General features: G+C 72.1%; 18 protein-coding genes. 5 read left to right on the top strand and 13 right to left on the bottom strand.

The genetic code is table 11. The annotated features are described in order from the left end of the window. Nucleotides 1-31: 31 nt before the first annotated feature. Complete coding sequence (ribA, locus tag ACGFRF_RS04930) at nt 32-691, top strand: GTP cyclohydrolase II (RefSeq protein WP_393737192.1); 660 nt, start codon at nt 32-34, stop codon at nt 689-691. A gap of 260 nt (nt 692-951) precedes the next feature. Here ribA and ACGFRF_RS04925 read toward each other — a convergent pair whose 3' ends face one another. The 3 genes from ACGFRF_RS04925 to ACGFRF_RS04915 form a co-directional block, all read right to left on the bottom strand. After that, nucleotides 952-2,175, bottom strand: a complete 1,224-nt coding sequence (locus ACGFRF_RS04925) for a serine hydrolase domain-containing protein (RefSeq protein ID WP_393737191.1) — start codon at nt 2,173-2,175, stop codon at nt 952-954. Between the two features lie 64 nt (nt 2,176-2,239). Next, nucleotides 2,240-3,589 (bottom strand): MFS transporter, encoded by a 1,350-nt coding sequence (locus tag ACGFRF_RS04920; protein WP_393737190.1) that lies wholly within the window; start codon nt 3,587-3,589, stop codon nt 2,240-2,242. After that, a complete protein-coding gene (locus tag ACGFRF_RS04915) occupies nt 3,586-4,167 on the bottom strand; it encodes a TetR/AcrR family transcriptional regulator (RefSeq protein ID WP_393737189.1) in 582 nt (193 codons plus the stop codon). Before ACGFRF_RS04915 ends, ACGFRF_RS04920 begins: the two co-directional genes overlap by 4 nt. A 90-nt stretch (nt 4,168-4,257) precedes the next feature. Between ACGFRF_RS04915 and ACGFRF_RS04910 the strand changes: the two genes are divergently transcribed. After that, complete coding sequence (locus tag ACGFRF_RS04910) at nt 4,258-4,695, top strand: PPOX class F420-dependent oxidoreductase (RefSeq protein WP_393737188.1); 438 nt, start codon at nt 4,258-4,260, stop codon at nt 4,693-4,695. A gap of 60 nt (nt 4,696-4,755) precedes the next feature. Here ACGFRF_RS04910 and ACGFRF_RS04905 read toward each other — a convergent pair whose 3' ends face one another. Beyond that, nucleotides 4,756-5,793 (bottom strand): NAD(P)-dependent oxidoreductase, encoded by a 1,038-nt coding sequence (locus tag ACGFRF_RS04905; RefSeq protein WP_393737187.1) that lies wholly within the window; start codon nt 5,791-5,793, stop codon nt 4,756-4,758. On the opposite strand from ACGFRF_RS04905, the gene ACGFRF_RS04900 reads away from it, so the two are divergent. After that, a complete protein-coding gene (locus tag ACGFRF_RS04900; protein ID WP_393737186.1) occupies nt 5,735-6,331 on the top strand; it encodes a TetR/AcrR family transcriptional regulator in 597 nt (198 codons plus the stop codon). The two genes, ACGFRF_RS04905 and ACGFRF_RS04900, sit on opposite strands and share 59 nt — an antisense overlap. A 435-nt stretch (nt 6,332-6,766) precedes the next feature. Here ACGFRF_RS04900 and ACGFRF_RS04895 read toward each other — a convergent pair whose 3' ends face one another. Further along, a complete protein-coding gene (locus ACGFRF_RS04895) occupies nt 6,767-8,125 on the bottom strand; it encodes an MFS transporter (RefSeq protein ID WP_393737185.1) in 1,359 nt (452 codons plus the stop codon). A gap of 173 nt (nt 8,126-8,298) precedes the next feature. Next, nucleotides 8,299-8,964, bottom strand: a complete 666-nt coding sequence (locus ACGFRF_RS04890) for a TetR/AcrR family transcriptional regulator (protein WP_393737184.1) — start codon at nt 8,962-8,964, stop codon at nt 8,299-8,301. 163 nt (nt 8,965-9,127) lie between these two features. Here ACGFRF_RS04890 and ACGFRF_RS04885 point away from each other — a divergent pair, with 163 nt between their 5' ends. Both ACGFRF_RS04885 and ACGFRF_RS04880 read left to right on the top strand, forming a co-directional pair. Next, on the top strand, nt 9,128-10,021 hold the full coding sequence (locus ACGFRF_RS04885) for a shikimate dehydrogenase (RefSeq protein ID WP_393737183.1): 894 nt from the start codon (nt 9,128-9,130) through the stop codon (nt 10,019-10,021). Between the two features lie 112 nt (nt 10,022-10,133). Further along, nucleotides 10,134-11,924, top strand: coding sequence for a bifunctional sugar phosphate isomerase/epimerase/4-hydroxyphenylpyruvate dioxygenase family protein (locus tag ACGFRF_RS04880; RefSeq protein ID WP_393737182.1), 1,791 nt, complete (start codon nt 10,134-10,136; stop codon nt 11,922-11,924). 327 nt (nt 11,925-12,251) lie between these two features. Here ACGFRF_RS04880 and ACGFRF_RS04875 read toward each other — a convergent pair whose 3' ends face one another. The 7 genes from ACGFRF_RS04875 to tkt are packed head-to-tail and all read right to left on the bottom strand — an operon-like array spanning nt 12,252 to nt 21,160. Next, complete coding sequence (locus ACGFRF_RS04875; RefSeq protein ID WP_393737181.1) at nt 12,252-12,845, bottom strand: histidine phosphatase family protein; 594 nt, start codon at nt 12,843-12,845, stop codon at nt 12,252-12,254. A 6-nt stretch (nt 12,846-12,851) separates the two neighbouring features. Then, nucleotides 12,852-13,730 (bottom strand): phosphogluconate dehydrogenase (NAD(+)-dependent, decarboxylating), encoded by an 879-nt coding sequence (gene gnd, locus ACGFRF_RS04870; protein ID WP_393737180.1) that lies wholly within the window; start codon nt 13,728-13,730, stop codon nt 12,852-12,854. A 1-nt stretch (nt 13,731) separates the two neighbouring features. Continuing rightward, complete coding sequence (pgi, locus tag ACGFRF_RS04865; RefSeq protein ID WP_393737179.1) at nt 13,732-15,399, bottom strand: glucose-6-phosphate isomerase; 1,668 nt, start codon at nt 15,397-15,399, stop codon at nt 13,732-13,734. A gap of 1 nt (nt 15,400) precedes the next feature. Then, on the bottom strand, nt 15,401-16,327 hold the full coding sequence (gene opcA / locus ACGFRF_RS04860) for a glucose-6-phosphate dehydrogenase assembly protein OpcA (RefSeq protein WP_393737178.1): 927 nt from the start codon (nt 16,325-16,327) through the stop codon (nt 15,401-15,403). Continuing rightward, a complete protein-coding gene (gene zwf / locus ACGFRF_RS04855; protein ID WP_393737177.1) occupies nt 16,324-17,910 on the bottom strand; it encodes a glucose-6-phosphate dehydrogenase in 1,587 nt (528 codons plus the stop codon). The genes opcA and zwf overlap by 4 nt, the downstream gene beginning before the upstream one ends. Further along, entirely contained in the window at nt 17,910-19,052 is a 1,143-nt protein-coding gene (tal, locus tag ACGFRF_RS04850) for a transaldolase (RefSeq protein ID WP_393737176.1), read from the bottom strand. Before tal ends, zwf begins: the two co-directional genes overlap by 1 nt. Nucleotides 19,053-19,084: 32 nt before the next feature. Further along, on the bottom strand, nt 19,085-21,160 hold the full coding sequence (gene tkt / locus ACGFRF_RS04845) for a transketolase (protein WP_393737175.1): 2,076 nt from the start codon (nt 21,158-21,160) through the stop codon (nt 19,085-19,087). Nucleotides 21,161-21,258: the final 98 nt, after the last annotated feature.

The following is a 21,258-nucleotide window of genomic DNA, read 5'->3' as shown; positions in this document are numbered from 1 at the left end:
CGGCCTTTCGTCTCTGCTTAGGAATCAGATCATGACAGAAAACATCGGCGTACTCGGCAAGAAGTCCCCGCGGCGTTCGGGCGCGGAACGCGTCGTGAATGCACCGCTGCCCACCGTCTACGGGAAATTCCAGGCGATCGGCTACCTGGACCACGACCGCGGTGACGAGCAAGTCGCCCTCGTCCACGGCGAGATCGGCACCGAGAACGTTCTGGTCCGGTTGCACTCGGAGTGCCTGACCGGGGACGCGTTCGGCTCGCAGCACTGCGAGTGCGGCGACCAGCTGGCCTCGGCGATGCGCGCGGTGGTCGCCGAAGGCAGCGGCGTCGTCGTCTACTTGAGGGGCCACGAGGGCCGCGGCATCGGACTGCTCGCCAAGCTGCGCGCGATGGCCCTGCAGGCGGAGGGCCTGGACACGGTCGAGGCGAACCTGGCGCTCGGGCTGCCCGTCGACGCCCGCGACTACGGCGTCGCCGCCCAGATCCTGCACGACCTCGGGGTGCGCTCGGTACGGCTGATGTCCAACAACCCGCGCAAGCGCGAGGCGCTGGTCCAGCACGGGATCCAGGTCGCCGAGCAGGTGCCGCTGCTGATCGAGCCGTGCGAGAGCAACATCACCTATCTGCGGACCAAGCGGGAGCGGATGGACCACCACCTGCCCCACCTGGACGCCGTCGCCCACGGCTCCTGACCCGCCGGCTCACTCCATCCGTTCCCGCCACCGGGCGCGGTGCCCGGCGTGTGCCCCACCGCCCGCACCGCCCCCGGTGACGCGATCCGGTGCCGGGCCCGCCGCCCATCTCTCGCCCTGGGCGTCCGCCACATCCTCGACGGCAGCCCGCCACCGGGCCCGAACCGGGCGGCCGAGACCCCCGCCCGCGCCGACCGGTGACCGGCCGAACTCGTCGGAGAGCGACGGGAGTCCGGCCTGCGACTCGGCCGGTAGCGTGGTCAGTCCACCAGTGCCTGGTGCACCAGCCGCCGTAGCTCCGGGAAGACCTTCAGGGTCTTCGGGCGGACCTGGGTCATGAACTGCACGGTGAGGTCGTGGCGCGGGTCGACCCAGAACGCGGTGGTGGCCACGCCTGTCCAGCCGTAGGTCCCCGGGCTCGACGGGGCCAGGGTGCGGGACGGGTCCACCACCACGGAGACGTTGAAGCCGAAGCCGAGGCCGTCGTTGCCGGGCTCCTGGTGGACGGGCGCGCCGAAGTCCCGCAGGATCGCGTCGCCAGGCAACTGGTTGCGGGTCATCAGGGAGACGGTGTCCGCGGACAGCAGCCGGATGCCGTCCAGCTCGCCGCCCCGGCGCAGCATCTCCATGAACCGGTGGAAATCGGGGGCCGAGGAGACCAGGCCGCCGCTGCCGGACAGGAACCGCGGCCGGCCGTGCACCGGCAGCCCCGGTACCGGCTCGATCCCGCCCTCCTCGGTCTCGCCGTACAACTCGGCGAGACGGCCGGCCTGTTCGGGCACGATGTGGAAGCCGGTGTCGGTCATGCCGAGCGGCCCGAGGATCCGCTCGGCGAAGAACGCGTCCAGCGGCTGCCCGGAGACCACCTCGACGACCCGGCCCAGCACATTCGAGGCGACCGAGTAGTTCCACTGCGTGCCCGGGTCGAACTGCAGCGGCATCCGCGCGTACAGCTCGACGGTCTCGGCCAGACCGGCACCCGGCGGCACCGAGTACTCCAGGCCTGCCTCGCGATAGAGGGCGTCGACCGGGTGCTTGTAGTAGAAGCCGAAGGTCAGGCCCGCGGTGTGGGTGAGCAGATGCCGGATCAGGATGGGGCCCGAGGCCGGCCGGGTGCGCACGTCGGCACCCGAACCGCCCTCGTACACACGGGGATCGGCGAATGCGGGGAGATGGCGGTCGAGCGGGTCGTCCAGGGACAGCCTGCCCTCCTCCACCAGCATCAGTACCGCGACCGCGGTCACCGGCTTGGTCATCGAGTAGATCCGCCACAGCGTGTCCGGCTCGACCGGCAGCCCGGCCGCCATGTCGCGCCGGCCGTACGCGGTGAGGTGGGCGACCCGGCCGCCGCGGGCCACGGCCACCAGGTAGCCGGGCAGCCGCCCCGCGTCGACGTAGTGGGCGAAGTGCTGGTCCAGGCGGTCCAGCGCCCTGACGTCCAGCCCCGCCTCGCCCGGGTCGACTTCCTGTCGCAGCTGTCCCATCGCTCTCCTCCGCTCGCGTCGTACGCGGTGCGCTCCGGCCGGCCCGCCGGCCCGCACTCGTCTCTTATCGTCGCGCAGGAACACCGCCGGGGACCCGCTCGTCAGCGGCGTGTGTGATCGACGCGACGCTCGCGGACCCGGGCAGCGCGCCGGCCAGGGGCACCCCGAGCGCGGCCACGGCCGCCAGCGCGAGGAGCGCCGGCCCGGTGCCCGCGTGCAGCAGCGCGGTCGCCGCGGCCACGCCGATGGCGGGGCCGACGTTCAGCGCGGTCTGCTGCAGCCCGCCCGCCACTCCGGCCACCGCCACGTCCGCCCGCCGCACGACCACGTGCGTGGCGGCCACCATGACCGTGCCGAACCCTGCGCCCAGCAACGCGAACCCGCACGCCAGGGCGGGTGCGGCGGTGGCCCGGGACAGCACGAGGACACCGAGTGCGAGCGCCGCCGCCGAGGCTCCCGTCGTACCGCGCGCCCCGAACCGGCGCAGCAGCACCGGACACAGGGACGCGGCGAGGATCATCAGCACCGCCAGCGGCAGGCTGCGCAGCGCGCTGTGGAACGGGTCGAGGCCCAGGCGGCGCTGCAGCACGTACGTGGCGACGAACAGGGTGCCGAACAGGGACGCGGACACCGCGACCAGGACGCCCAGGGCCGCCCCGATCGCCCGCGAGCCGATCACCTCGGGCGGCAGCAACGGGCTCGCCGTCCGCCGCTCGTGCCGGACCAGGACGGCGGCCGCGGCCAGGGCGGCGACGGCCCCCACCGGGGAGGCGGGCCGTACGGCCAGCGTGTGCACCAGGCAGGCCAGGGTCACCGCGAGCAGTACCGCACCCGGTACGTCCAGCGGGGGCCGGGAGTCCGCCGGGCCGGGGTCCGGCCGCAGCAGGGCCGGCAGGCCGAAGGCGAGCGCGGGCAGCACATTGACGAAGAACACCGCCCGCCAGCCCAGGCCCGACACCAGCGCACCGCCCACCAGCGGGCCGGCCGCCGCCGCCAGCCCGATCGCGCCGGTCCGCACGGCCAGAGGCGTCGCGAGCCGGTCCGGCGGGTACGCGGCCCGCAGCATGCCGAGTGTGGCCGGCTGCAGCAGCGCCCCGAACACGCCCTGCACCGTCCGCAGTCCGATCACCCAGCCCACCCCGGGGGCGAGACCGAGGCCCGCCGAGGCCGCGCCGAACCCCAGCATGCCGAGCGCGAACACCCGCCGCTGTCCGTACCGGTCGCCGAGCCGCCCGGCGAACACCAGCAGGCTCGCCACCGCGATCAGATAGGCGGTACTGGTCCACTGCACCTCGGCGAAGGTCGCGTGCAGGTCCCGTTGCAGGCTGGGCTGCGCGATCGTGAGGACCGTACCGTCCAGTGCGACGATCACCGCGCCCGCGACGCTGCTCGCCAGCGTCCACCGCCGGTTCACCGGCTGCCCCCGGGACCGAGGTGCGCGACCAGGACGGTGTCCAGGAGCGGTTCGAAGTCATCGCCGCCGACGGCGAGTTGAAGACTGCGCCAGCGCCACAGCTGGGCGATGCCGTGCAGGTTCGCCCACAGCGCACCGGCCACCTGCCGGGCGTCCGCCTCGGGGCGTACCTTCCCGACCAGGTCCGCCAACAGGGAGAACAGCGGAAGGCTGGTCCCGCGCAGCCCCAGACGGCCGCTCTCCAGCAGGTCATGACGGAACATCAGCTCATACATGCCGGGGCTGTCCAGCGCGAACTCCACGTACGTCCGCGCCAGTACGGCCACTTGTGCGCGGGGGGCTGCGGGCCCTTGCCCGAGCACCGCCCGCACACGGTCGGCCAGGTCGGCGAAGCCTCGCCGGGCGATGGCCGACAGCAGTTCCAGGTGGGTGGGGAAGTAGCGGCGGGGCGCCCCGTGCGAGACGCCCGCACGCCGGGCGATCTCCCGGAGGGTGAGCGCCTGCAGCCCCTCGGCGGCCAGCAACTCCACGCCCACGTCGACCAGGCGGGCTCGCAGCCCCGTCTCCGACTCAGTCATAGACACTGTCTACCAGGCGGCCGTAGACAGTGTCTACGGCTCCGGGGGTGTACGGGAATGCACCGACCGACCCGATGGGTTGACCCAGTCATGACCCAGGACTCCGCGCAGGACGCGCTGCTCGATCTGCTCTCCGACGGCCACGGCGGGGTGCTGGTCACCCTGAAGCGCGACGGCCGCCCCCAGCTGTCCAACGTCAGCCACGCCTACTACCCCGACGAGCGGATCATCCGGATCTCGGTCACCGACGACCGCGCCAAGACCCGCAACCTGCGCCGCGATCCCCGTGCCTCGTACCACGTCACCAGCGCCGACCGCTGGGCGTACACCGTCGTCGAGGGGACGGCCGAGCTGTCCCCGGTCGCCCGGGATCCGCAGGACGAGACCGTCGAGGAACTGATCCGGCTCTACCGGGACGTGCTCGGCGAGCACCCGGACTGGGACGACTACCGGGCCGCGATGGTCCGCGACCGCCGCCTCGTGGTGCGCCTGCACGTGGACCGGGTCTACGGCGCCCCGAAGCGCTGACCTCCGGTCGACGGCAGACTCACGGCGCCACGAAGCGCCGGCCTCGGGTCGACGGCAGACTTACGGTGCCTCGGCGGTCCGGGCCTCGATCGCCCGGAGGACGGCGACCATGTCCTCGCCGCCGTACCCCTGCGCCACCGTCTCCTCGAACAGGGTGTGGCAGACGTCGAGGAGCGGCGAGGCGAGGTGGGCCTTGCGGGCCGCCTCGGCGATGAGCCGGTTGTTCTTCAGCACGTCCAGCGCGGCCGCCTGCACCGCGAAGTCCCGCTCGCGCAGCTTGGGTGCCTTCATCCGGGAGACCCCGCTGGCCATGGGCCCCGCGTCGAGGACGTCCAGGAACAGCCGCCGGTCCAGGCCCTGCCGCTCGGCGAAGTGGAACGCCTCCGTCAGTCCGGTCACCAGGGTGATCAGGAAGAGGTTCACGGACAGCTTCATCAGCAGCGCGCCGGGCGCCGGACCGCACACGAACGTCTCCCGGCACATCGGGGTGAGCAGCGGCCGTACGGCGTCCACGGCGGCCTGCTCGCCGGCCAGCATGGCCACCAGTTGTCCCTGTTCCGCCGGGACCCGTGATCCGGAGACGGGCGCCTCGACGTACCGGCCGCCGGCGGCGCGGATGTCGCGCTCCAGGGCGTGGGAGTACTCGGGTGAGGTCGTGCCCATGTGGACGACGGTGCGTTGCGCGACGCGTGCGGCCAGGGTGGGGGTGCCGCGACCCAGGACGGTGTCCGTCGCGGCCTCGTCGGCGAGCATCAGCAGCACCACGTCGGCGCGCGCGAACACCTCGTTCGCGTCGGCGGCGACCGCGGCCCCGGCCGCCCGCAGCGGTTCGGCGCGTTCCGGGGTGCGGTTCCACACCACCAGGGGCACGCCGGCGGAGGCCAGGCGCAGTGCCATGGGCCGGCCCATCACTCCGAGGCCGATGAAACCGACGTTCACGGGGGCCGCCCTTCGCTCCACGGGCCGACTATGACAGTGGTCATAGTAGCGGGTGTTATGACGCCGGTCATAGAGTGGGGGCGAGGATCGGAGGTCGACGATGGCCGAGGCACGGCGGGGACCGCGGGAACGGATGGTCTTCAGCGCGGCCCAGCTCATCCGCCGCGACGGGGTCACCGCGACCGGTATGCGCGAGGTCGCCGCGCACGCCGGGGCACCGCGCGGCTCGCTCCAGCACTACTTCCCGGGCGGCAAGGAACAGCTGGTCAACGAAGCCGTCGACTGGGCCGGACGGTACGCGGGCAAGCGGATCGCCCGCTTTCTGGCCGGGCTGGACGAGCCGAGGCCGAGCAGTCTGTTCGCGGCGATGGTCGCGCAGTGGACCGACGAGTACGCCGCGGACGGCTTCGCCGCCGGCTGCCCGGTCGCCGCCGCCACCGTCGACTGCGCCTCGGCCGGCACCTCGACCCGCGAGGCGGTGGCCGCCGCGTTCGCGACCTGGCGCGGCCCGCTGGCCGAGGCCCTGACCGGCATGGGCGTCCCCCTGGCCCGCGCAGAGTCCCTGGCCACGCTGATGATCAGCACCTTGGAGGGCGCGATCATCCTCGCCCGCGCCGAACAGGACGTACGTCCTCTGGAGACCGTCGTACGGGAACTCGGCCCTCTGCTCGACGCGGCGGCGACCCCCACAGGCTGAGCGCGGCCACGCGACGGACCGGCGCCCGGCACCGCTGGTCCGCGACCGCCTTGGGCACCGGCCCGCGCGCGGCGACGGCCTGGACTCGGTACGGCGCCGATTCACCGGTTGGCCCGGCGGACGGGGGGCCGGTGCGGGCCGGACCGCCTTTCGTACCAGCCTCCGTGCAGGGCGACGGCCTCGACTCGGTAGGGCGCCGATTCGCCGGTTGGCCCGGCGGACGGGGGAGGTCCGGTGCGGCCCGGACCGCCTTTCGCATCATCGTCCGCGCGGGGTGACGGCCTCGACTCGGTACGGCGCCGATCCACCGGGCGGGGCGCGTGGAGTCGAACCGGCCGCTGGAGGGGGCCGGTGCGGACTGGGTGACGTCTGCGGCTGCCGGGTGGCGATGAACTCGTCCTGTACGAGCCGCGCCGCCCGAGACCGTGGTCACCGTCAGGCCGCCACCCGTTCGGCCGGGACCGTCTGCCGCCCCGCCCGTTCCCCGAGCAGCTCCGTCGGCACCGTGTGGGTCTCGCGAGCGGAGAGCGCGGCGATCACCGGCGGCACGCACAGCGCCGCCGTGAACAGTGCCACCGCAGCCCAGTCGTCGCCGCCCGGACCGGCGATCTCGGCCGCGAAGGTGACGGCGAACCCGGAGACCGCGAAGCCGATCTGCGTGCCGATCGCCATGCCGGACAGCCGGACGCGGGTCGCGAACATCTCGCCGTAGAAGGCGGGCCACACCCCGTTCGCGGCGCTGTAGAGGATGCCGAAGGCGGTGATCCCGAGGATCAGGGTGAGCGGGTAGGAGCCGGTGGAGATCGCCCACAGGTAGCCCGCCATCGCGCCCGCGCTGCCGACCGCGCCGATCAGGTACACCGGCCGGCGCCCGATCCGGTCCGAGAGCGTCGCCCACAGCGGGATCGCGGCCAGGGCGACCAGGTTGGCCAGCGCGCCGACCCACAGCATCGACGTACGGGACATGCCGACCGCGTCGCTGGTGGCGTAGGCCAGCGCCCAGACCGTGAAGACCGTGCTCACCGAGGCGACGAGCGCGCCCGCGATCACCCGCAGCACGTCCGCCCAGTGCTCCCGCAGCAGCACCGCGAGCGGTAGCCGGGCCACGCCCCCGGTGGCCGCCTGCCGGGCGAAGGCCGGGGTCTCGCGCAGCCGGCGCCGGATCACGTAACCGGCGACGGCGACCGCCACGCTCAGCCAGAACGGCACCCGCCAGCCCCATGACAGCAGCTGGTCCTCGGGGAGCTGGGCGACGGCGATGAAGACGAGGGTGGCGATGAGCTGGCCGCCCTGGGTGCCGCTGAGCGTGAAGCTGGTGAAGAACCCGCGCCGGTCCGGCGGCGCGTGTTCCAGGCTCATGGAACTGGCGCTGGCCTGTTCGCCGGCCGCCGACACGCCCTGCAGCACCCGGCACAGCACGAGCAGCACGGGGGCCAGGGAGCCGGCCTGGGCGCGGGTGGGCAGACAGCCGATCAGGAACGTGGACAGACCCATCAGGATCAGCGTGAACACCATGATCTTCTTGCGGCCGAGCCGGTCGCCGACGTGCCCGAGGAACAGCGCGCCGAGGGGCCGGGCCGCATAGGCGACGCCGAAGGTGGCGAGCGACAGCAGGGTCGCGGTGGCCGGGTCGGAGGCGTCGAAGAACACTTTCGGGAAGATCAGCGCGGCGGCGCTGCCGTAGATGAAGAAGTCGTAGTACTCCAGCGCGCTGCCGATCCAAGCGGCCGTCGCGGCCTTCCAGGGTTGCCCGGGCGGGGCCTCGGCGGCGGACGCGGGGGTGGGGACGGACACGGCGGTGCTCCTTCGGGGGAGACTCCACCCGGCGGCGGGGGAGTGAGCGGCGTGGGAAGGGAGCGGGCGAGGGCCGGATCGCGGCGGCTAATTAACCCTCTGGGTAGTTCGTTGCGGTGGGTGGGATGTTGCGCTCGTGTTTCCCCGCTGTCAAGAGTCCGTGCGCCAGGCCGTCAGCCGGTGGTCCGCTCCGCCGTGAGGTAGGCGATCACCATGTCCCCGAGCATGGTCCGGTAGTGCTCGCGCTGCGCCGGATCCACCAGGTCCCGGCCGAACAGGGCGCCGAAGGTGTGCCGGTTGGCGACCCGGAAGAAGCAGAACGAGCTGATCATCGCGTGCAGGTCGACCGCGTCCACATCGGCCGTGAACAGCCCGGACTCCTGCCCGGCGGCCAGGATCCGGCGGATCACCTCCAGCGCCGGGGAGCCGATCCTGCCGAGCTTCTCGGAGGCCGCGATGTGCTCGGCGTCGTGGATGTTCTCGATGCTGACCAGGCGGATGAAGTCCGGGTGCTGCTCGTGGTGGTCGAAGGTCAGCTCGGCGAGGCGCCGGATCGCCGCGACCGGGTCCAGGTGCTCCACGTCCAGCTGCTGCTCCGCCTTCCGGATCACCCCGTACGCCCGTTCCAGCACGGCCGTGAACAGCTGCTCCTTGCCGCCGAAGTAGTAGTAGATCATCCGCTTGGTGGTGCGGGTGCGGGCGGCGATCTCGTCGACCCGGGCGCCGTCGTAGCCGGCCCGGGCGAACTCCTGGGTGGCCACGTCGAGGATCTCGGCCCTGGTGCGGGCCGCGTCGCGCACGCGCCCCGCCGGTCGCAGCGGTTCTTCGACGCTCGTCATCGGTTTCCTTCGGGCCGTGGGACGCCTGGGCGGCACGCGCGTTCGCGTGCCGGTGATTGTAGAAGCAGGGCCGCGCCGCCCCGCCGAGGTCTTCCTCACCTCCCGCACGGCTGATATAGCTAACGTACTGGTTCGTACATTAGTGGTGTCTCGGGAGGTCCGCGTGGCCAAGGACTCGTATCTCGTCGGGCTGATCGGGGCCGGGATCGGCCCCTCGCTCAGCCCCGCCCTGCACCAGCGGGAGGCGGACCGGCAGGGCCTGCGCTACCTGTACCGGCTCCTCGACATCGACGTCCTCGGCCTGGCGCCCGAGGCGGTGGGCAACCTCGTCCGGGCCGCCCGTGACCTCGGCTTCGACGGGCTGAACATCACCCACCCCTGCAAGCAACTGGTCCTCGACCACCTGGACGCGCTCGACCCGCGGGCACAGGCGCTCGGCGCGGTCAACACCGTCGTCTTCGACGGCGGCCGGGCCGTCGGCCACAACACCGACGTCACCGGCTTCGCCGCCGCCTTCGCCCGCGGCCTGCCGGACGCCCCGCTGGAACGGGTCGTCCAGCTCGGCGCGGGCGGGGCCGGTGCGGCCGTCGCGCACGCCGCGCTCACCCTGGGCGCCGGCCGGGTCACCGTCGTGGACGCCCGGCCCGACCGGGCCGCCGCCCTCGTCGACTGCCTCGTACGGCACTTCGGCCCGGGCCGGGCCGCGGCGGCGACGCCCGACCGGCTGCCCGAGCTGCTCGCCGAGGCCGACGGCAGCGGCGGCCTCGTCCACGCCACCCCCACCGGCATGGCCGCCCACCCCGGCCTGCCCCTGCCGGCGGACCTGCTCAGCCCCGGCCTGTGGGTCGCCGAGGTCGTCTACCGGCCCCTGGAGACCGAGCTGCTGCGCGCCGCCCGTGCGGTCGGCTGCGCCACGCTCGACGGCGGGGGCATGGCCGCCTTCCAGGCCGCCGACGCCTTCCGGCTGTTCACCGGCCGGGAACCCGACAGCACACGGATGCTGGGGGACTTCGCCGAGCTGACCGGGACGGAGCGCTCGGGAAGTCATGCCGGATGAGAACCGCGGGCCGTCCGTGGCGGGTCGCGCCCACACGGCGGGGTCGCACATCGACACAGCTCCGCGTCCCTCCGGGGCGCGGCACCGGCATCGTCGACGACAAGGAGCACCCATGCACACCTCCATCGCCACCGTCTCGCTGAGCGGCCCGCTCACCGAGAAGCTCACCGCCGCCGCCCGCGCCGGATTCGACGGCGTGGAGATCTTCGAGAACGACCTCCTCGCCAGCCCCCTCACCCCCGAGGAGATCCGCGCTCGCTGCGCCGACCTCGGCCTCCGCATCGACCTGTACCAGCCGATGCGCGACATCGAGGCCGTGCCGGAGGAGGACTTCGCCCGCAACCTGCGCCGCGCCCGGCACAAGTTCGAGCTGATGACCCGGCTCGGCGCCGACACCGTCCTCGTCTGCTCCAACGTCTCCGCGCAGACCGTGGACGACGACTCCCTCGCCGCCGGGCACCTGAGCCGACTGGCCGACCTCGCACAGGACTTCGGCGTCCGGGTGGCGTACGAGGCGCTCGCCTGGGGCCGCCGCGTCAGCACGTACGACCACGCCTGGCGCATCGTCGAGGCGGCCGGCCACCCGGCGCTCGGCACCTGTCTGGACAGCTTCCACATCCTCTCCCGCGGCTCGGACCCCAAGGGCATCGAGGACATCCCCGGCGAGAAGATCTTCTTCCTGCAACTGGCCGACGCCCCGCTGCTCGCCATGGACGTCCTGCAGTGGAGCCGCCACTACCGCTGCTTCCCCGGCCAGGGCGGCTTCGACCTCGCCGGCCTCCTCACCCACGTGCTGCGCACCGGTTACCGGGGCCCGCTGTCCCTGGAGGTGTTCAACGACGTCTTCCGGCAGGCCGACGCCGGCCCGACGGCCGTCGACGCGCACCGCTCCCTGCTGCTCCTCCAAGAGGCCGTCGGCGCGGTCGAGTTGCCGCCGCCCACCGTCCCCACCGGGATCGCCTTCGCCGAACTCCTCACCCCGGACGCCGAACCGGTCGCCGCCCTCCTGCGCGCCCTCGGCTTCACACGGACCGCCCGGCACCACGGCAAGCCCGTCGACCTGTGGCAGCAGGGCGAGGCTCGCGTCCTCGTCAACACCGGCCCCGCCGCGCGCCGCGACGGCACCCGGCTCGCCGCGATCGGCCTCGAGTCCCCGGACCCGGCCGCCGCGGCCCGCCGCGCCGAGGCGCTCCACGCCCCCGTCCTGCCCCGCCGCCGCGCCCCCGAGGACACCCCGCTCGACGCCGTCGCGGCGCCCGACGGCACGCATCTGTTCTTCTGCGCCACCGGCCACCCCCGACTCCCCGACTGGCGAGCCGACTTCACCAGCCTGCCGGACACCCCCGCGCCCGCCGCCACGCGCGTCGACCACCTCGCGCTCACCCAGCCCTGGCACAACTTCGACGAGGCGACGCTCTTCCACCGCAGCGTCCTCGGCCTGCACGCCCAGGAGAGCGTGCACCTCGCCGACCCCTACGGGCTCATGCGCAGCCGCGCCGTCACCAACACCGACGGCAGCGTCCGGATCGCCCTCTCCGTGGGTGCCGCCCCCGCCGACGACACGGTGCACGCGGCGCACCTCGCCCTCGCCACCGACGACGTGGTCGCAGCGGCCCGCGCCTTCCGCGCGGCGGGTGGCCGCCTGCTGCCGATACCGGCCAACTACTACGAGGACCTCGCCGCCCGGTACGAGTTCGCCGACGGCGAGCTGAAGACGTACCGCGAACTGGGCATCCTCTACGACCGGGACGCGGGCGGCGCCTTCCGGCACTGCTACACCGAGACCGTCGGCCGCGTCTTCTTCGAACTCGTCCAGCGCGATCCCGGCCACCAGGGCTACGGCGCCGCGAACGCACCGGTGCGGCTGGCCGCCCAGCACGGGGCGCGCGGCACGGGCCGGTGACCCCGAGGGTGGCGCACACGGGCAGAGTGACCACCGGCATCCACCCGGTGAGGTCGGTTCCGCGCCGTACCGAGCCGCTCGTCGGGCAGCGCGTCGGCCCCGGGCGGGCGCACGGATCACGGGCGTCGACCACCGGCTGTTCCGGCCCCGAGGGTTGCGACGAAGACGACGGCAGCTCGGCGCACCTCTCCGCCTCGCTCCGGCAGTCGGAGCCCTTTTGCCCGCTGTGAGCGGGAGCATGAGGGTGCGTACGCCGGAGTGTCCCCGCGCTGTCGGCGACAGCGGTGCGGGGACACTCGTTCCGATCACGGGCGACCGGGGTCCGGACTACGGGCGCCTGTTCCACTCGGCGATCACGGGCCGGCCGTGCTCGGTGGACAGCCGGCTGACCGTGCCCGTGGCCAGCTGGAACAGGCGGCCCTCGGCGGGCGGCAGGCCCAGTCGGCGGGCGGTGAGGACGCGCAGGAAGTGGGCGTGCGCGACCAGGATCACGTCGCCGGCGTCCCCGGTGAGGGCGCCGTCGGCGCGGGCCAGCACCCGGTCCGCGCGGGCGCCGATCTCCTCGGGTGACTCGCCCGGGTGCCCCTCCGGGCCGGGCGGCACGCCGTCGGTCCACAGGTCCCAGTCGGGCCGGGTGCGGTGGATGGTGGCGGTGGTGATGCCCTCGTAGCCACCGTAGTCCCATTCGTGCAGGTCGGGATCGGGCAGGACCCCGATGAGGCCCGCCAGTTCGGCGGTGCGCAGCGCGCGGCCCAGCGGGCTGGCCAGCGCGAGGGCGAAGGTCCGGCCGGTGAGGAGCGGGGCGAGTGACTTGGCCTGTTCCTCGCCGTGCTCCGTGAGGGGCAGGTCGGTCCAGCTGGTGTGCTGTCCCGACAGGCTCCACTCCGTCTCACCGTGGCGGACCAGTAGGAGGTCCCCCACGGCAGGTCAGTCCTTCTTCTCTACGGCGTGGCCGCCGAACTGGTTGCGCAGCGCGGCGATCATCTTCATCTGCGGGGAGTCGTCCTGGCGGGAGGCGAACCGGGCGAACAGGGAGGCGGTGATCGCCGGGAGCGGCACGGCGTTGGCGATGGCTGCCTCGACGGTCCAGCGGCCCTCTCCGGAGTCCTCCGCGTAGCCGCGCAGCTTGTCCAGGTGCTCGTCCTCGTCGAGGGCGTTGACCGCGAGGTCCAGCAGCCAGGAGCGGATGACGGTGCCCTCCTGCCAGGAGCGGAAGACCTCGCGGACGTTCTCCACCGAGTGCACCTTCTCCAGCAGCTCCCAGCCCTCGGCGTAGGCCTGCATCATGGCGTACTCGATGCCGTTGTGGACCATCTTCGAGAAGTGCCCCGCGCCGACCCGGCCGGCGTGGACGTAGCCGTACGGGCCCTCCGGCTTGAGCGCGTCGAAGATCGGCTGCAGCCGGTCCACGTGCTCCTTGTCGCCGCCGACCATGAGCGCGTAGCCGTTCTCCAGGCCCCACACGCCACCGGAGACACCGGCGTCGACGAAGCCGATGCCCTTGATGCCCAGGGCGGCGGCGTGCTTCTCGTCGTCCGTCCAGCGGGAGTTGCCGCCGTCGATCACCGTGTCGCCCGGCTGGAGCAGGTCGCCGAGTTCGTCGATGACGGTCTGGGTGGCGGTGCCCGCCGGGACCATCACCCACACGTTGCGGGGCGCGTCCAGCTGCTCGACCAGTTCGGCGAGGCTCTTGACGTCGGAGACCTCGGGGTTGCGGTCGTAGCCGATGACGGTGTGGCCGGCGCGGCGGATCCGCTCGCGCATGTTGCCGCCCATCTTGCCGAGACCGATCAGACCAAGCTGCATGTCAGTTCACTTCCTGAGCGTTCTTGAGAGTGCGGTAGGCGGCGACGAGGGCCGTGGTGGACGGGTCGAGACCGGGTACGTCCGCGCCCTCGGTGAGGGCGGGCTCGACGCGCTTGGCGAGGACCTTGCCGAGTTCCACGCCCCACTGGTCGAAGGAGTCGATGTTCCAGACCGCGCCCTGCACGAACACCTTGTGCTCGTAGAGGGCGATCAGCTGGCCGAGCACGGACGGCGTCAGCTCCGGCGCGAGGATCGTCGTGGTGGGGTGGTCGCCCTTGAACGTGCGGTGCGGCACCTGCTCCTCGGGCACGCCCTCGGCACGGACCTCCTCGGCGCTCTTGCCGAAGGCGAGCGCCTGGGTCTGGGCGAAGAAGTTGGCCATCAACAGGTCGTGCTGGGCCTTCAGTTCACCGCTCAGCTCGCCGATCGGGCGGGCGAAGCCGATGAAGTCCGCCGGGATCAGCTTCGTGCCCTGGTGGATCAACTGGTAGTAGGCGTGCTGCCCGTTGGTGCCGGGCGTGCCCCACACGACCGGTCCGGTCTGCCACGCCACCGGGTCGCCGTCACGCTGCACCGACTTGCCGTTGGACTCCATGTCCAGCTGCTGCAGGTACGCGGTGAACTTGGACAGGTAGTGGCTGTACGGCAGCACCGCGTGCGACTGGGCGTCGAAGAAGTTGTTGTACCAGATGCCCAGCAGGCCCAGCAGCACGGCCGCGTTGGCCTCGGCGGGTGCGGTGCGGAAGTGGTCGTCGACGATCCGGAACCCGTCGAGCATCTCCCGGAACCGGTCCGGGCCGATGGCGATCATCAGGGACAGGCCGATGGCCGAGTCGTACGAGTAGCGGCCGCCGACCCAGTCCCAGAACTCGAACATGTTGTCCGGGTCGATGCCGAACTCGGTGACCTTCCCCGCGTTCGTGGACAGGGCCACGAAGTGCTTGGCGACGGCCTTCTCCTCACCGTCGAAGGCCCTCAGCAGCCAGGAGCGGGCGGAGGTCGCGTTGGTGATCGTCTCGATCGTGGTGAAGGTCTTGGACGCGACGATGAACAGGGTTTCGGCCGGGTCCAGGTCGCGGGTGGCCTCGTGGAGGTCGGCGCCGTCCACGTTCGACACGAACCGGAACGTCAACTCCCGTGCGGTGTACGGGCGCAGCGCCTCGTAGGCCATCGCAGGACCGAGGTCGGAGCCGCCGATGCCGATGTTGACGACGTTGCGGATCCGCCGGCCGGTGTGGCCGGTCCACTCGCCCGAGCGGACCCGGTCGGCGAAGCCGGCCATCTTGTCGAGGACCGCGTGCACCTTCGGCACCACGTTCTCGCCGTCGACCTCGATCACGGCGTCCCGCGGGGCGCGCAGCGCGGTGTGCAGCACGGCCCGGTCCTCGGTGAGGTTGATCTTCTCGCCGCGGAACATGGCGTCCCGCAGCGCGAACACGCCGGTGGCGGTGGCGAGTTCCTGGAGCCGGGCCAGGGTCTCGTCGGTGATCAGGTGCTTGCTGTAGTCGATGTGCAGGTCGCCGACCCGGACGACGTACCGCTCGGCGCGGCCGGGGTCCGTCGCGAACAGCTCGCGCAGGTGCGGCTGTCCCTCGGCGCGGTGGTCGGCGAGGGCCGTCCACTCGGGCCTGCGGGTGAGCTGGGGGGTGTCTGACGGGGCGTCGGACATGTCAGGCGTTCTCCTTGGTGGCCTCGCCCTGGAGGGCGATGGCGTACATCTCGTCGGCGTCGAGGCGGCGCAGTTCCTCGGCGATGAGTTCGGAGGTGGGGCGGACCTTCAGGGCGAGGGTGCGCGGCGGCTGCCCGGGCAGGGACAGCTGCGCGAGCGGGCCCTCGGGGCGGTCGATGACGATCTCGCCGTTCGCGGTGCCCAGGCGCACGGCCGTGACGACCGGACCGGCGGTGACCACGCGGTCCACGGTGACGCCCAGGCGGGCCTCCAGCCAGCGGGCCAGCAGCTCGGCGCTGGGGTTCTCCGCCTCGGCCTCGACGGCCGCGGACGTCACCTTCACACGGGCCTGGTCCAGGGCGGCGGCCAGCATGGACCGCCACGGGGTGAGCCGGGTCCAGGCGAGGTCGGTGTCGCCGGGCGCGTAGTTGCGCATCCGGGCCTCCAGGACCTCGAGAGGCCGCTCGACGGCGTACAGGTCCGTGATCCGGCGCTGGGCGAGGGCACCGAGCGGGTCCTTGGAGGGGGTCTCGGGTGCGTCCACCGGCCACCACACGACCACCGGGGCGTCCGGCAGCAGCAGCGGCAGGACCACCGAATCGGCGTGGTCGGACACCTCGCCGTAGGTGCGCAGCACGACCGTCTCGCCGGTGCCCGCCTCCGAACCGACCCGGACCTCGGCGTCCAGGCGCGAGTGGGTGCGGTCGCGCAGGGTGCGGACGTGCCGCTTGATGACGACCAGGGTGCGCGAGGGGTGCTCGTGCGAGGCCTCCTCGGCCGCCTTGATGGCGTCGTAGGCGTTCTCCTCGTCCGTGACGATGACCATCGTCAGGACCATGCCCACGGCCGGGGTGCCGATGGCGCGGCGGCCCTGCACCAGCGCCTTGTTGATCTTGCTTGCCGTGGTGTCGGTCAGGTCGATCTTCATGGCCTGCGCCAGCTCCGTCCGTCTCGTGCGAGCATCTCGTCCGCTTCCCTCGGTCCCCAGCTGCCCGACGCGTACTGCGCCGGCCTGCCGTGCGCCGCCCAGTACTCCTCGATCGGGTCGAGGATCTTCCAGGACTCTTCCACTTCCTGGTGACGGGGGAACAAATTGGCGTCGCCGAGCAGTACGTCCAGGATGAGCCGCTCGTACGCCTCCGGGCTCGACTCGGTGAACGACTCGCCGTAGGCGAAGTCCATCGACACGTCCCGGATCTCCATCGACGTGCCCGGCACCTTCGAGCCGAACCGCACGGTCATGCCCTCGTCCGGCTGGACGCGGATGACGATCGCGTTCTGGCCCAGCTCCTCGGTGGCGGTGGAGTCGAACGGGGAGTGCGGGGCCCGCTTGAAGACCACCGCGATCTCGGTGACCCGGCGGCCGAGCCGCTTGCCGGTGCGCAGGTAGAAGGGGACGCCCGCCCAGCGGCGGTTGTCGATGCCCAGCTTGATCGCGGCGAAGGTGTCGGTCTTGGACTTGGGGTCGATGCCGTCCTCCTGGAGGTAGCCGACGACCTTCTCGCCGCCCTGCCAGCCGGCCGCGTACTGTCCGCGCACGGTGTGCCGGCCGAGGTCCTCCGGCAGCCGCACCGACTTCAGCACCTTCAGCTTCTCGGTGAGCAGCGCCTCCGCGTCGAACGCGATCGGCTCCTCCATGGCGGTCAGCGCCATCAGCTGCAGCAGGTGGTTCTGGATGACGTCACGGGCCGACCCGATGCCGTCGTAGTAGCCCGCCCGGCCGCCGATGCCGATGTCCTCGGCCATGGTGATCTGCACATGGTCGACGTAACTGCGGTTCCAGATCGGCTCGTACATCTGGTTGGCGAAGCGGAGCGCCAGGATGTTCTGGACGGTCTCCTTGCCGAGGTAGTGGTCGATGCGGAAGACCTGGTCGGGCTCGAACACGTCGTGCACGACCGTGTTGAGCTCCTGCGCCGACCTCAGGTCGTGGCCGAACGGCTTCTCGATGACCGCCCGGCGCCAGGAGCCCTGCGGCGGATTGGCGAGGCCGTGCTTCTTCAGCTGCTGCACGACCTTCGGGAAGAACTTCGGCGGCACCGAGAGGTAGAAGGCGAAGTTGCCGCCGGTGCCGCGGGAGGCGTCCAGTTCGTCGACGGCGTTCTTCAGCTGCTTGAAGGCGGTGTCGTCGTCGAAGTCGCCGGGGATGAACCGCATGCCCTCGGCGAGCTGCTGCCACACCTCCTCGCGGAACGGGGTGCGGGAGTGCTCGCGCACCGCGTCGTGCACGACCTGCGCGAAGTCCTGGTCCTCCCAGTCCCGGCGGGCGAAGCCGACGAGGGAGAAGCCCGGCGGCAGCAGGCCGCGGTTGGCCAGGTCGTACACGGCCGGCATCAGCTTCTTGCGGGACAGGTCGCCGGTCACACCGAAGATGACCAGGCCGGACGGGCCGGCGATCCGGGGGAGCCGGCGGTCGCGGGCGTCCCGGAGCGGGTTCACCCAGTCGGCGGCCGGGACGACCGGCACGCGCACCTCCTCGGGTGCCTGGGCGGTGGGGGCGTTCTCGGTCATCAGGCGTCAACTCCCTTGTTCTTCAGGGACGTGGCGACGGCGTCCAGCAGGTCCTGCCAGGCCGCCTCGAACTTGGCGACGCCCTCGTCCTCCAGCTGCTGGACGACCTCGTCGTAGGAGATGCCGAGCCGCTCGACGGCGGCCAGGTCGGCGCGGGCCTGCGCGTAGCCGCCGGTCACCGTGTCGCCGGTGATCTCGCCGTGGTCGGCGACCGCGTTCAAGGTGGCCTCCGGCATGGTGTTGACGGTGCCCGGCGCGACCAGTTCGTCCACGTACAGGGTGTCCTTGTACGCGGGGTCCTTCACACCGGTGGACGCCCACAGCGGACGCTGCCTGTTCGCCTTGTCGCCGGCGAGCGCCAGCCAGCGCTCGGAGCCGAAGACCTCCTCGTAGGCCTCGTAGGCGAGGCGGGCGTTGGCGAGGGCCGCGCGTCCCTTGAGCGCGAGGGCCTCGTCGGTGCCGAGGGCGGTCAGCCGCTTGTCGATCTCGCTGTCCACGCGGGAGACGAAGAACGACGCCACCGAGTGGATCGTCGACAGGTCGATGCCGCGCTCACGAGCCTTCTCCAGGCCGGCCAGGTAGGCGGCCATGACCTCACGGTAGCGCTCCAGGGAGAAGATCAGCGTCACGTTGACGCTGATGCCGAGGCCGATGACCTCGGTGATCGCCGGGAGGCCCGCCTCGGTCGCCGGGATCTTGATCATCACGTTGGGCCGGTCGACCAGCCAGGCCAGCTGCTTGGCCTCGGCGACGGTGGCCTCGGTGTCGTGGGCGAGACGGGGGTCGACCTCGATGGAGACGCGACCGTCGCGGCCGTCGGTGGCGGTGTACACGGGATCCAGCACATCGGCGGCGGCCCGCACGTCGGCGGTCGTCATCATCCGCACGGCCTCGTCGACCGTGACGCCCCGTACGGCGAGGTCGGTCAGCTGCTCCTCGTAGCCCTCCCCGGAGCCGATGGCGGCCTGGAAGATGGACGGGTTCGTCGTGACACCGACGGCGCTGCCGCTCGCCACCAGTTCGGCGAGGCTGCCCGAGGTGATCCGCTTGCGGGACAGGTCGTCCAGCCAGATCGACACGCCCTCGTCGGCGAGGCGCTTGAGGGCTCCCGGGGTCGCGATTGCTTCGGTCACAGTGATCATCTTTCTCTATGCGTCGGTATCGTGCGTCGGTGTCAGGCGCGCGCGGCAGCGAGCGACTCGCGGGCCGCGGCGGCGACGTTCTCAGGGGTGAAGCCGAACTCGGCGAACAGGGTCTTGGCGTCCGCGGAGGCACCGAAGTGCTCGAGCGAGACGATGCGTCCCGCGTCGCCCACGAACCGGTACCAGGTCAGAGCGATGCCGGCCTCGACGGCGACCCGGGCCTTCACGGCCGGCGGCAGCACCCGCTCGCGGTACTCGCGCGGCTGCTCCTCGAACCACTCCACGGACGGCATGGACACCACCCGGGTGCCGATCCCCTCGGCCTCCAGCCGTTCCCGCGCGGCCACGGCCAGCTGCACCTCGGAGCCCGTCGCGATGATGATCACCTCCGGGACCTCCGTCGAGGACTCGCGCAGTACGTAGCCGCCCTTGGCCGCGTCCTCGTTCGGCGCGTACGTGGGCACGCCCTGACGGGTGAGCGCGAGCCCGTGTGGGGCGGGGTTCGTGGCGTGCCTCTTCAGGATCTCGGTCCAGGCGATCGCGGTCTCGTTGGCGTCCGCCGGGCGGACGATGTTCAGACCCGGGACGGCGCGCAGCGAGGCCAGGTGCTCGACCGGCTGGTGGGTGGGGCCGTCCTCGCCGAGGCCGATGGAGTCGTGCGTCCACACGTACGTCACCGGCAGCTGCATCAGCGCCGACATCCGGACGGCGTTGCGCATGTAGTCGGAGAACACCAGGAAGGTGCCGCCGTAGATGCGGGTGTTGCCGTGCAGGGCGATGCCGTTCATCTCGGCGGCCATGGAGAACTCGCGGATGCCGAAGTGCACGGTACGGCCGTACGGGTCGGCCTCGGGCAGCGGGTTGCCCTCGGGCAGGAACGAGCTGGACTTGTCGATGGTGGTGTTGTTGGAGCCGGCCAGGTCGGCGGAGCCGCCCCACAGCTCCGGGAGCACCGGGCCGAGCGCCTGCAGCACCTTGCCGGAGGCGGCACGGGTGGCGACCGACTTGCCCTCCTCGAACACGGGCACCGCGTCCTGCCAGCCCTCGGGCAGCTCGCCCTTGCTGACGCGGTCGAACAGCTCGGCCCGCTCGGGCTGGGCGGCACGCCACTCGGCGATCCGCTTGTCCCAGGCCGCGTGCGCCTCGGCACCGCGGTCCAGGGCCCGGCGGGTGTGCTTCAGGACCTCGTCGGTGACCTCGAAGGTCTGCTCCGGGTCGAAGCCGAGGAGGCGCTTGGTGGCGGCGATCTCGTCCTCGCCGAGCGCCGAACCGTGCGAGGCCTCGGTGTTCCGCGCGTTCGGGGCGGGCCAGGCGATGATCGTGCGCATCGCGATGATCGAGGGGCGCTCGGTCTCCGCCTGGGCGGCCTTCAGCGCCGCGTACAGGGCGGCCGGGTCGATGTCGCCGTCGGCGGTGGGCTCGACGCGCTGGGTGTGCCAGCCGTAGGCCTCGTACCGCTTCAGCACGTCCTCGGAGAAGGCGGTCGCGGTGTCACCCTCGATGGAGATGTGGTTGTCGTCGTAGACGAAGACCAGGTTGCCGAGCCGCTGGTGGCCGGCGAGCGAGGAGGCCTCGGCGGAGACGCCCTCCTCCAGGTCGCCGTCGGAGACGATCGCCCAGACGGTGTGGTCGAACGGGGAGGTGCCCGCGGGGGCCTCGGGGTCGAACAGGCCGCGCTCGTAGCGGGCGGCCATCGCCATGCCGACAGCGTTCGCGACGCCCTGGCCGAGCGGGCCGGTGGTGGTCTCCACACCGGCGGTGTGCCCGTACTCGGGGTGGCCCGGCGTCTTCGAGCCGTGCGTGCGGAACGCCTTCAGGTCGTCCAGCTCCAGCTCGTACCCGGAGAGGTAGAGCTGGGTGTAGAGGGTCAGCGAGGTGTGGCCGGGGGAGAGTACGAAGCGGTCACGGCCGGTCCACTCCGGGTCGGCCGGGTCGTGGCGCATCACCTTCTGAAAGATCGTGTACGCGGCGGGCGCCAGACTCATCGCGGTGCCCGGGTGACCGTTTCCGACCTTCTGCACCGCGTCCGCGGCCAGAAGGCGGGCGGTGTCCACGGCACGCCGGTCCAGGTCGGTCCACTCGAAGCTGTCGGAAGTCTGTGTGGTCATCTTCAAGGAGTCCTCGTTCAGTGCGGATGGCTGGCCGGACGCGTTCAAAGTTAAAAGTCTGACTTTTTCGAAGAAAGGTCGGCGTGTGTCAGCCTGTG

Origin of the sequence: Streptomyces sp. NPDC048521 (genome assembly GCF_043199855.1) — a bacterium.
In the GTDB taxonomy this organism is placed as follows: domain Bacteria; phylum Actinomycetota; class Actinomycetes; order Streptomycetales; family Streptomycetaceae; genus Streptomyces.
The sequence above is the reverse complement of the archived record's forward strand: the minus strand, read 5'-3'. Positions and strand labels throughout refer to the sequence as shown.

What these genes read in the sequence shown, in the direction of transcription:
- ACGFRF_RS04910 (WP_393737188.1), top strand. Translation starts at nt 4,258, where the DNA reads ATGACCCAGGACTCCGCGCAGGACGCGCTGCTCGATCTGCTCTCCGAC.
- pgi (WP_393737179.1), bottom strand. Translation starts at nt 15,399, where the DNA reads ATGTCCGACGCCCCGTCAGACACCCCCCAGCTCACCCGCAGGCCCGAG.
- zwf (WP_393737177.1), bottom strand. Translation starts at nt 17,910, where the DNA reads ATGACCGAGAACGCCCCCACCGCCCAGGCACCCGAGGAGGTGCGCGTG.
- tkt (WP_393737175.1), bottom strand. Translation starts at nt 21,160, where the DNA reads ATGACCACACAGACTTCCGACAGCTTCGAGTGGACCGACCTGGACCGG.
- ACGFRF_RS04880 (WP_393737182.1), top strand. Translation starts at nt 10,134, where the DNA reads ATGCACACCTCCATCGCCACCGTCTCGCTGAGCGGCCCGCTCACCGAG.
- ACGFRF_RS04890 (WP_393737184.1), bottom strand. Translation starts at nt 8,964, where the DNA reads ATGACGAGCGTCGAAGAACCGCTGCGACCGGCGGGGCGCGTGCGCGAC.
- ribA (WP_393737192.1), top strand. Translation starts at nt 32, where the DNA reads ATGACAGAAAACATCGGCGTACTCGGCAAGAAGTCCCCGCGGCGTTCG.
- ACGFRF_RS04915 (WP_393737189.1), bottom strand. Translation starts at nt 4,167, where the DNA reads ATGACTGAGTCGGAGACGGGGCTGCGAGCCCGCCTGGTCGACGTGGGC.
- opcA (WP_393737178.1), bottom strand. Translation starts at nt 16,327, where the DNA reads ATGAAGATCGACCTGACCGACACCACGGCAAGCAAGATCAACAAGGCG.
- ACGFRF_RS04905 (WP_393737187.1), bottom strand. Translation starts at nt 5,793, where the DNA reads ATGAGCTGGGCCGCGCTGAAGACCATCCGTTCCCGCGGTCCCCGCCGT.
- ACGFRF_RS04925 (WP_393737191.1), bottom strand. Translation starts at nt 2,175, where the DNA reads ATGGGACAGCTGCGACAGGAAGTCGACCCGGGCGAGGCGGGGCTGGAC.
- ACGFRF_RS04900 (WP_393737186.1), top strand. Translation starts at nt 5,735, where the DNA reads ATGGCCGAGGCACGGCGGGGACCGCGGGAACGGATGGTCTTCAGCGCG.
- gnd (WP_393737180.1), bottom strand. Translation starts at nt 13,730, where the DNA reads ATGCAGCTTGGTCTGATCGGTCTCGGCAAGATGGGCGGCAACATGCGC.
- tal (WP_393737176.1), bottom strand. Translation starts at nt 19,052, where the DNA reads ATGATCACTGTGACCGAAGCAATCGCGACCCCGGGAGCCCTCAAGCGC.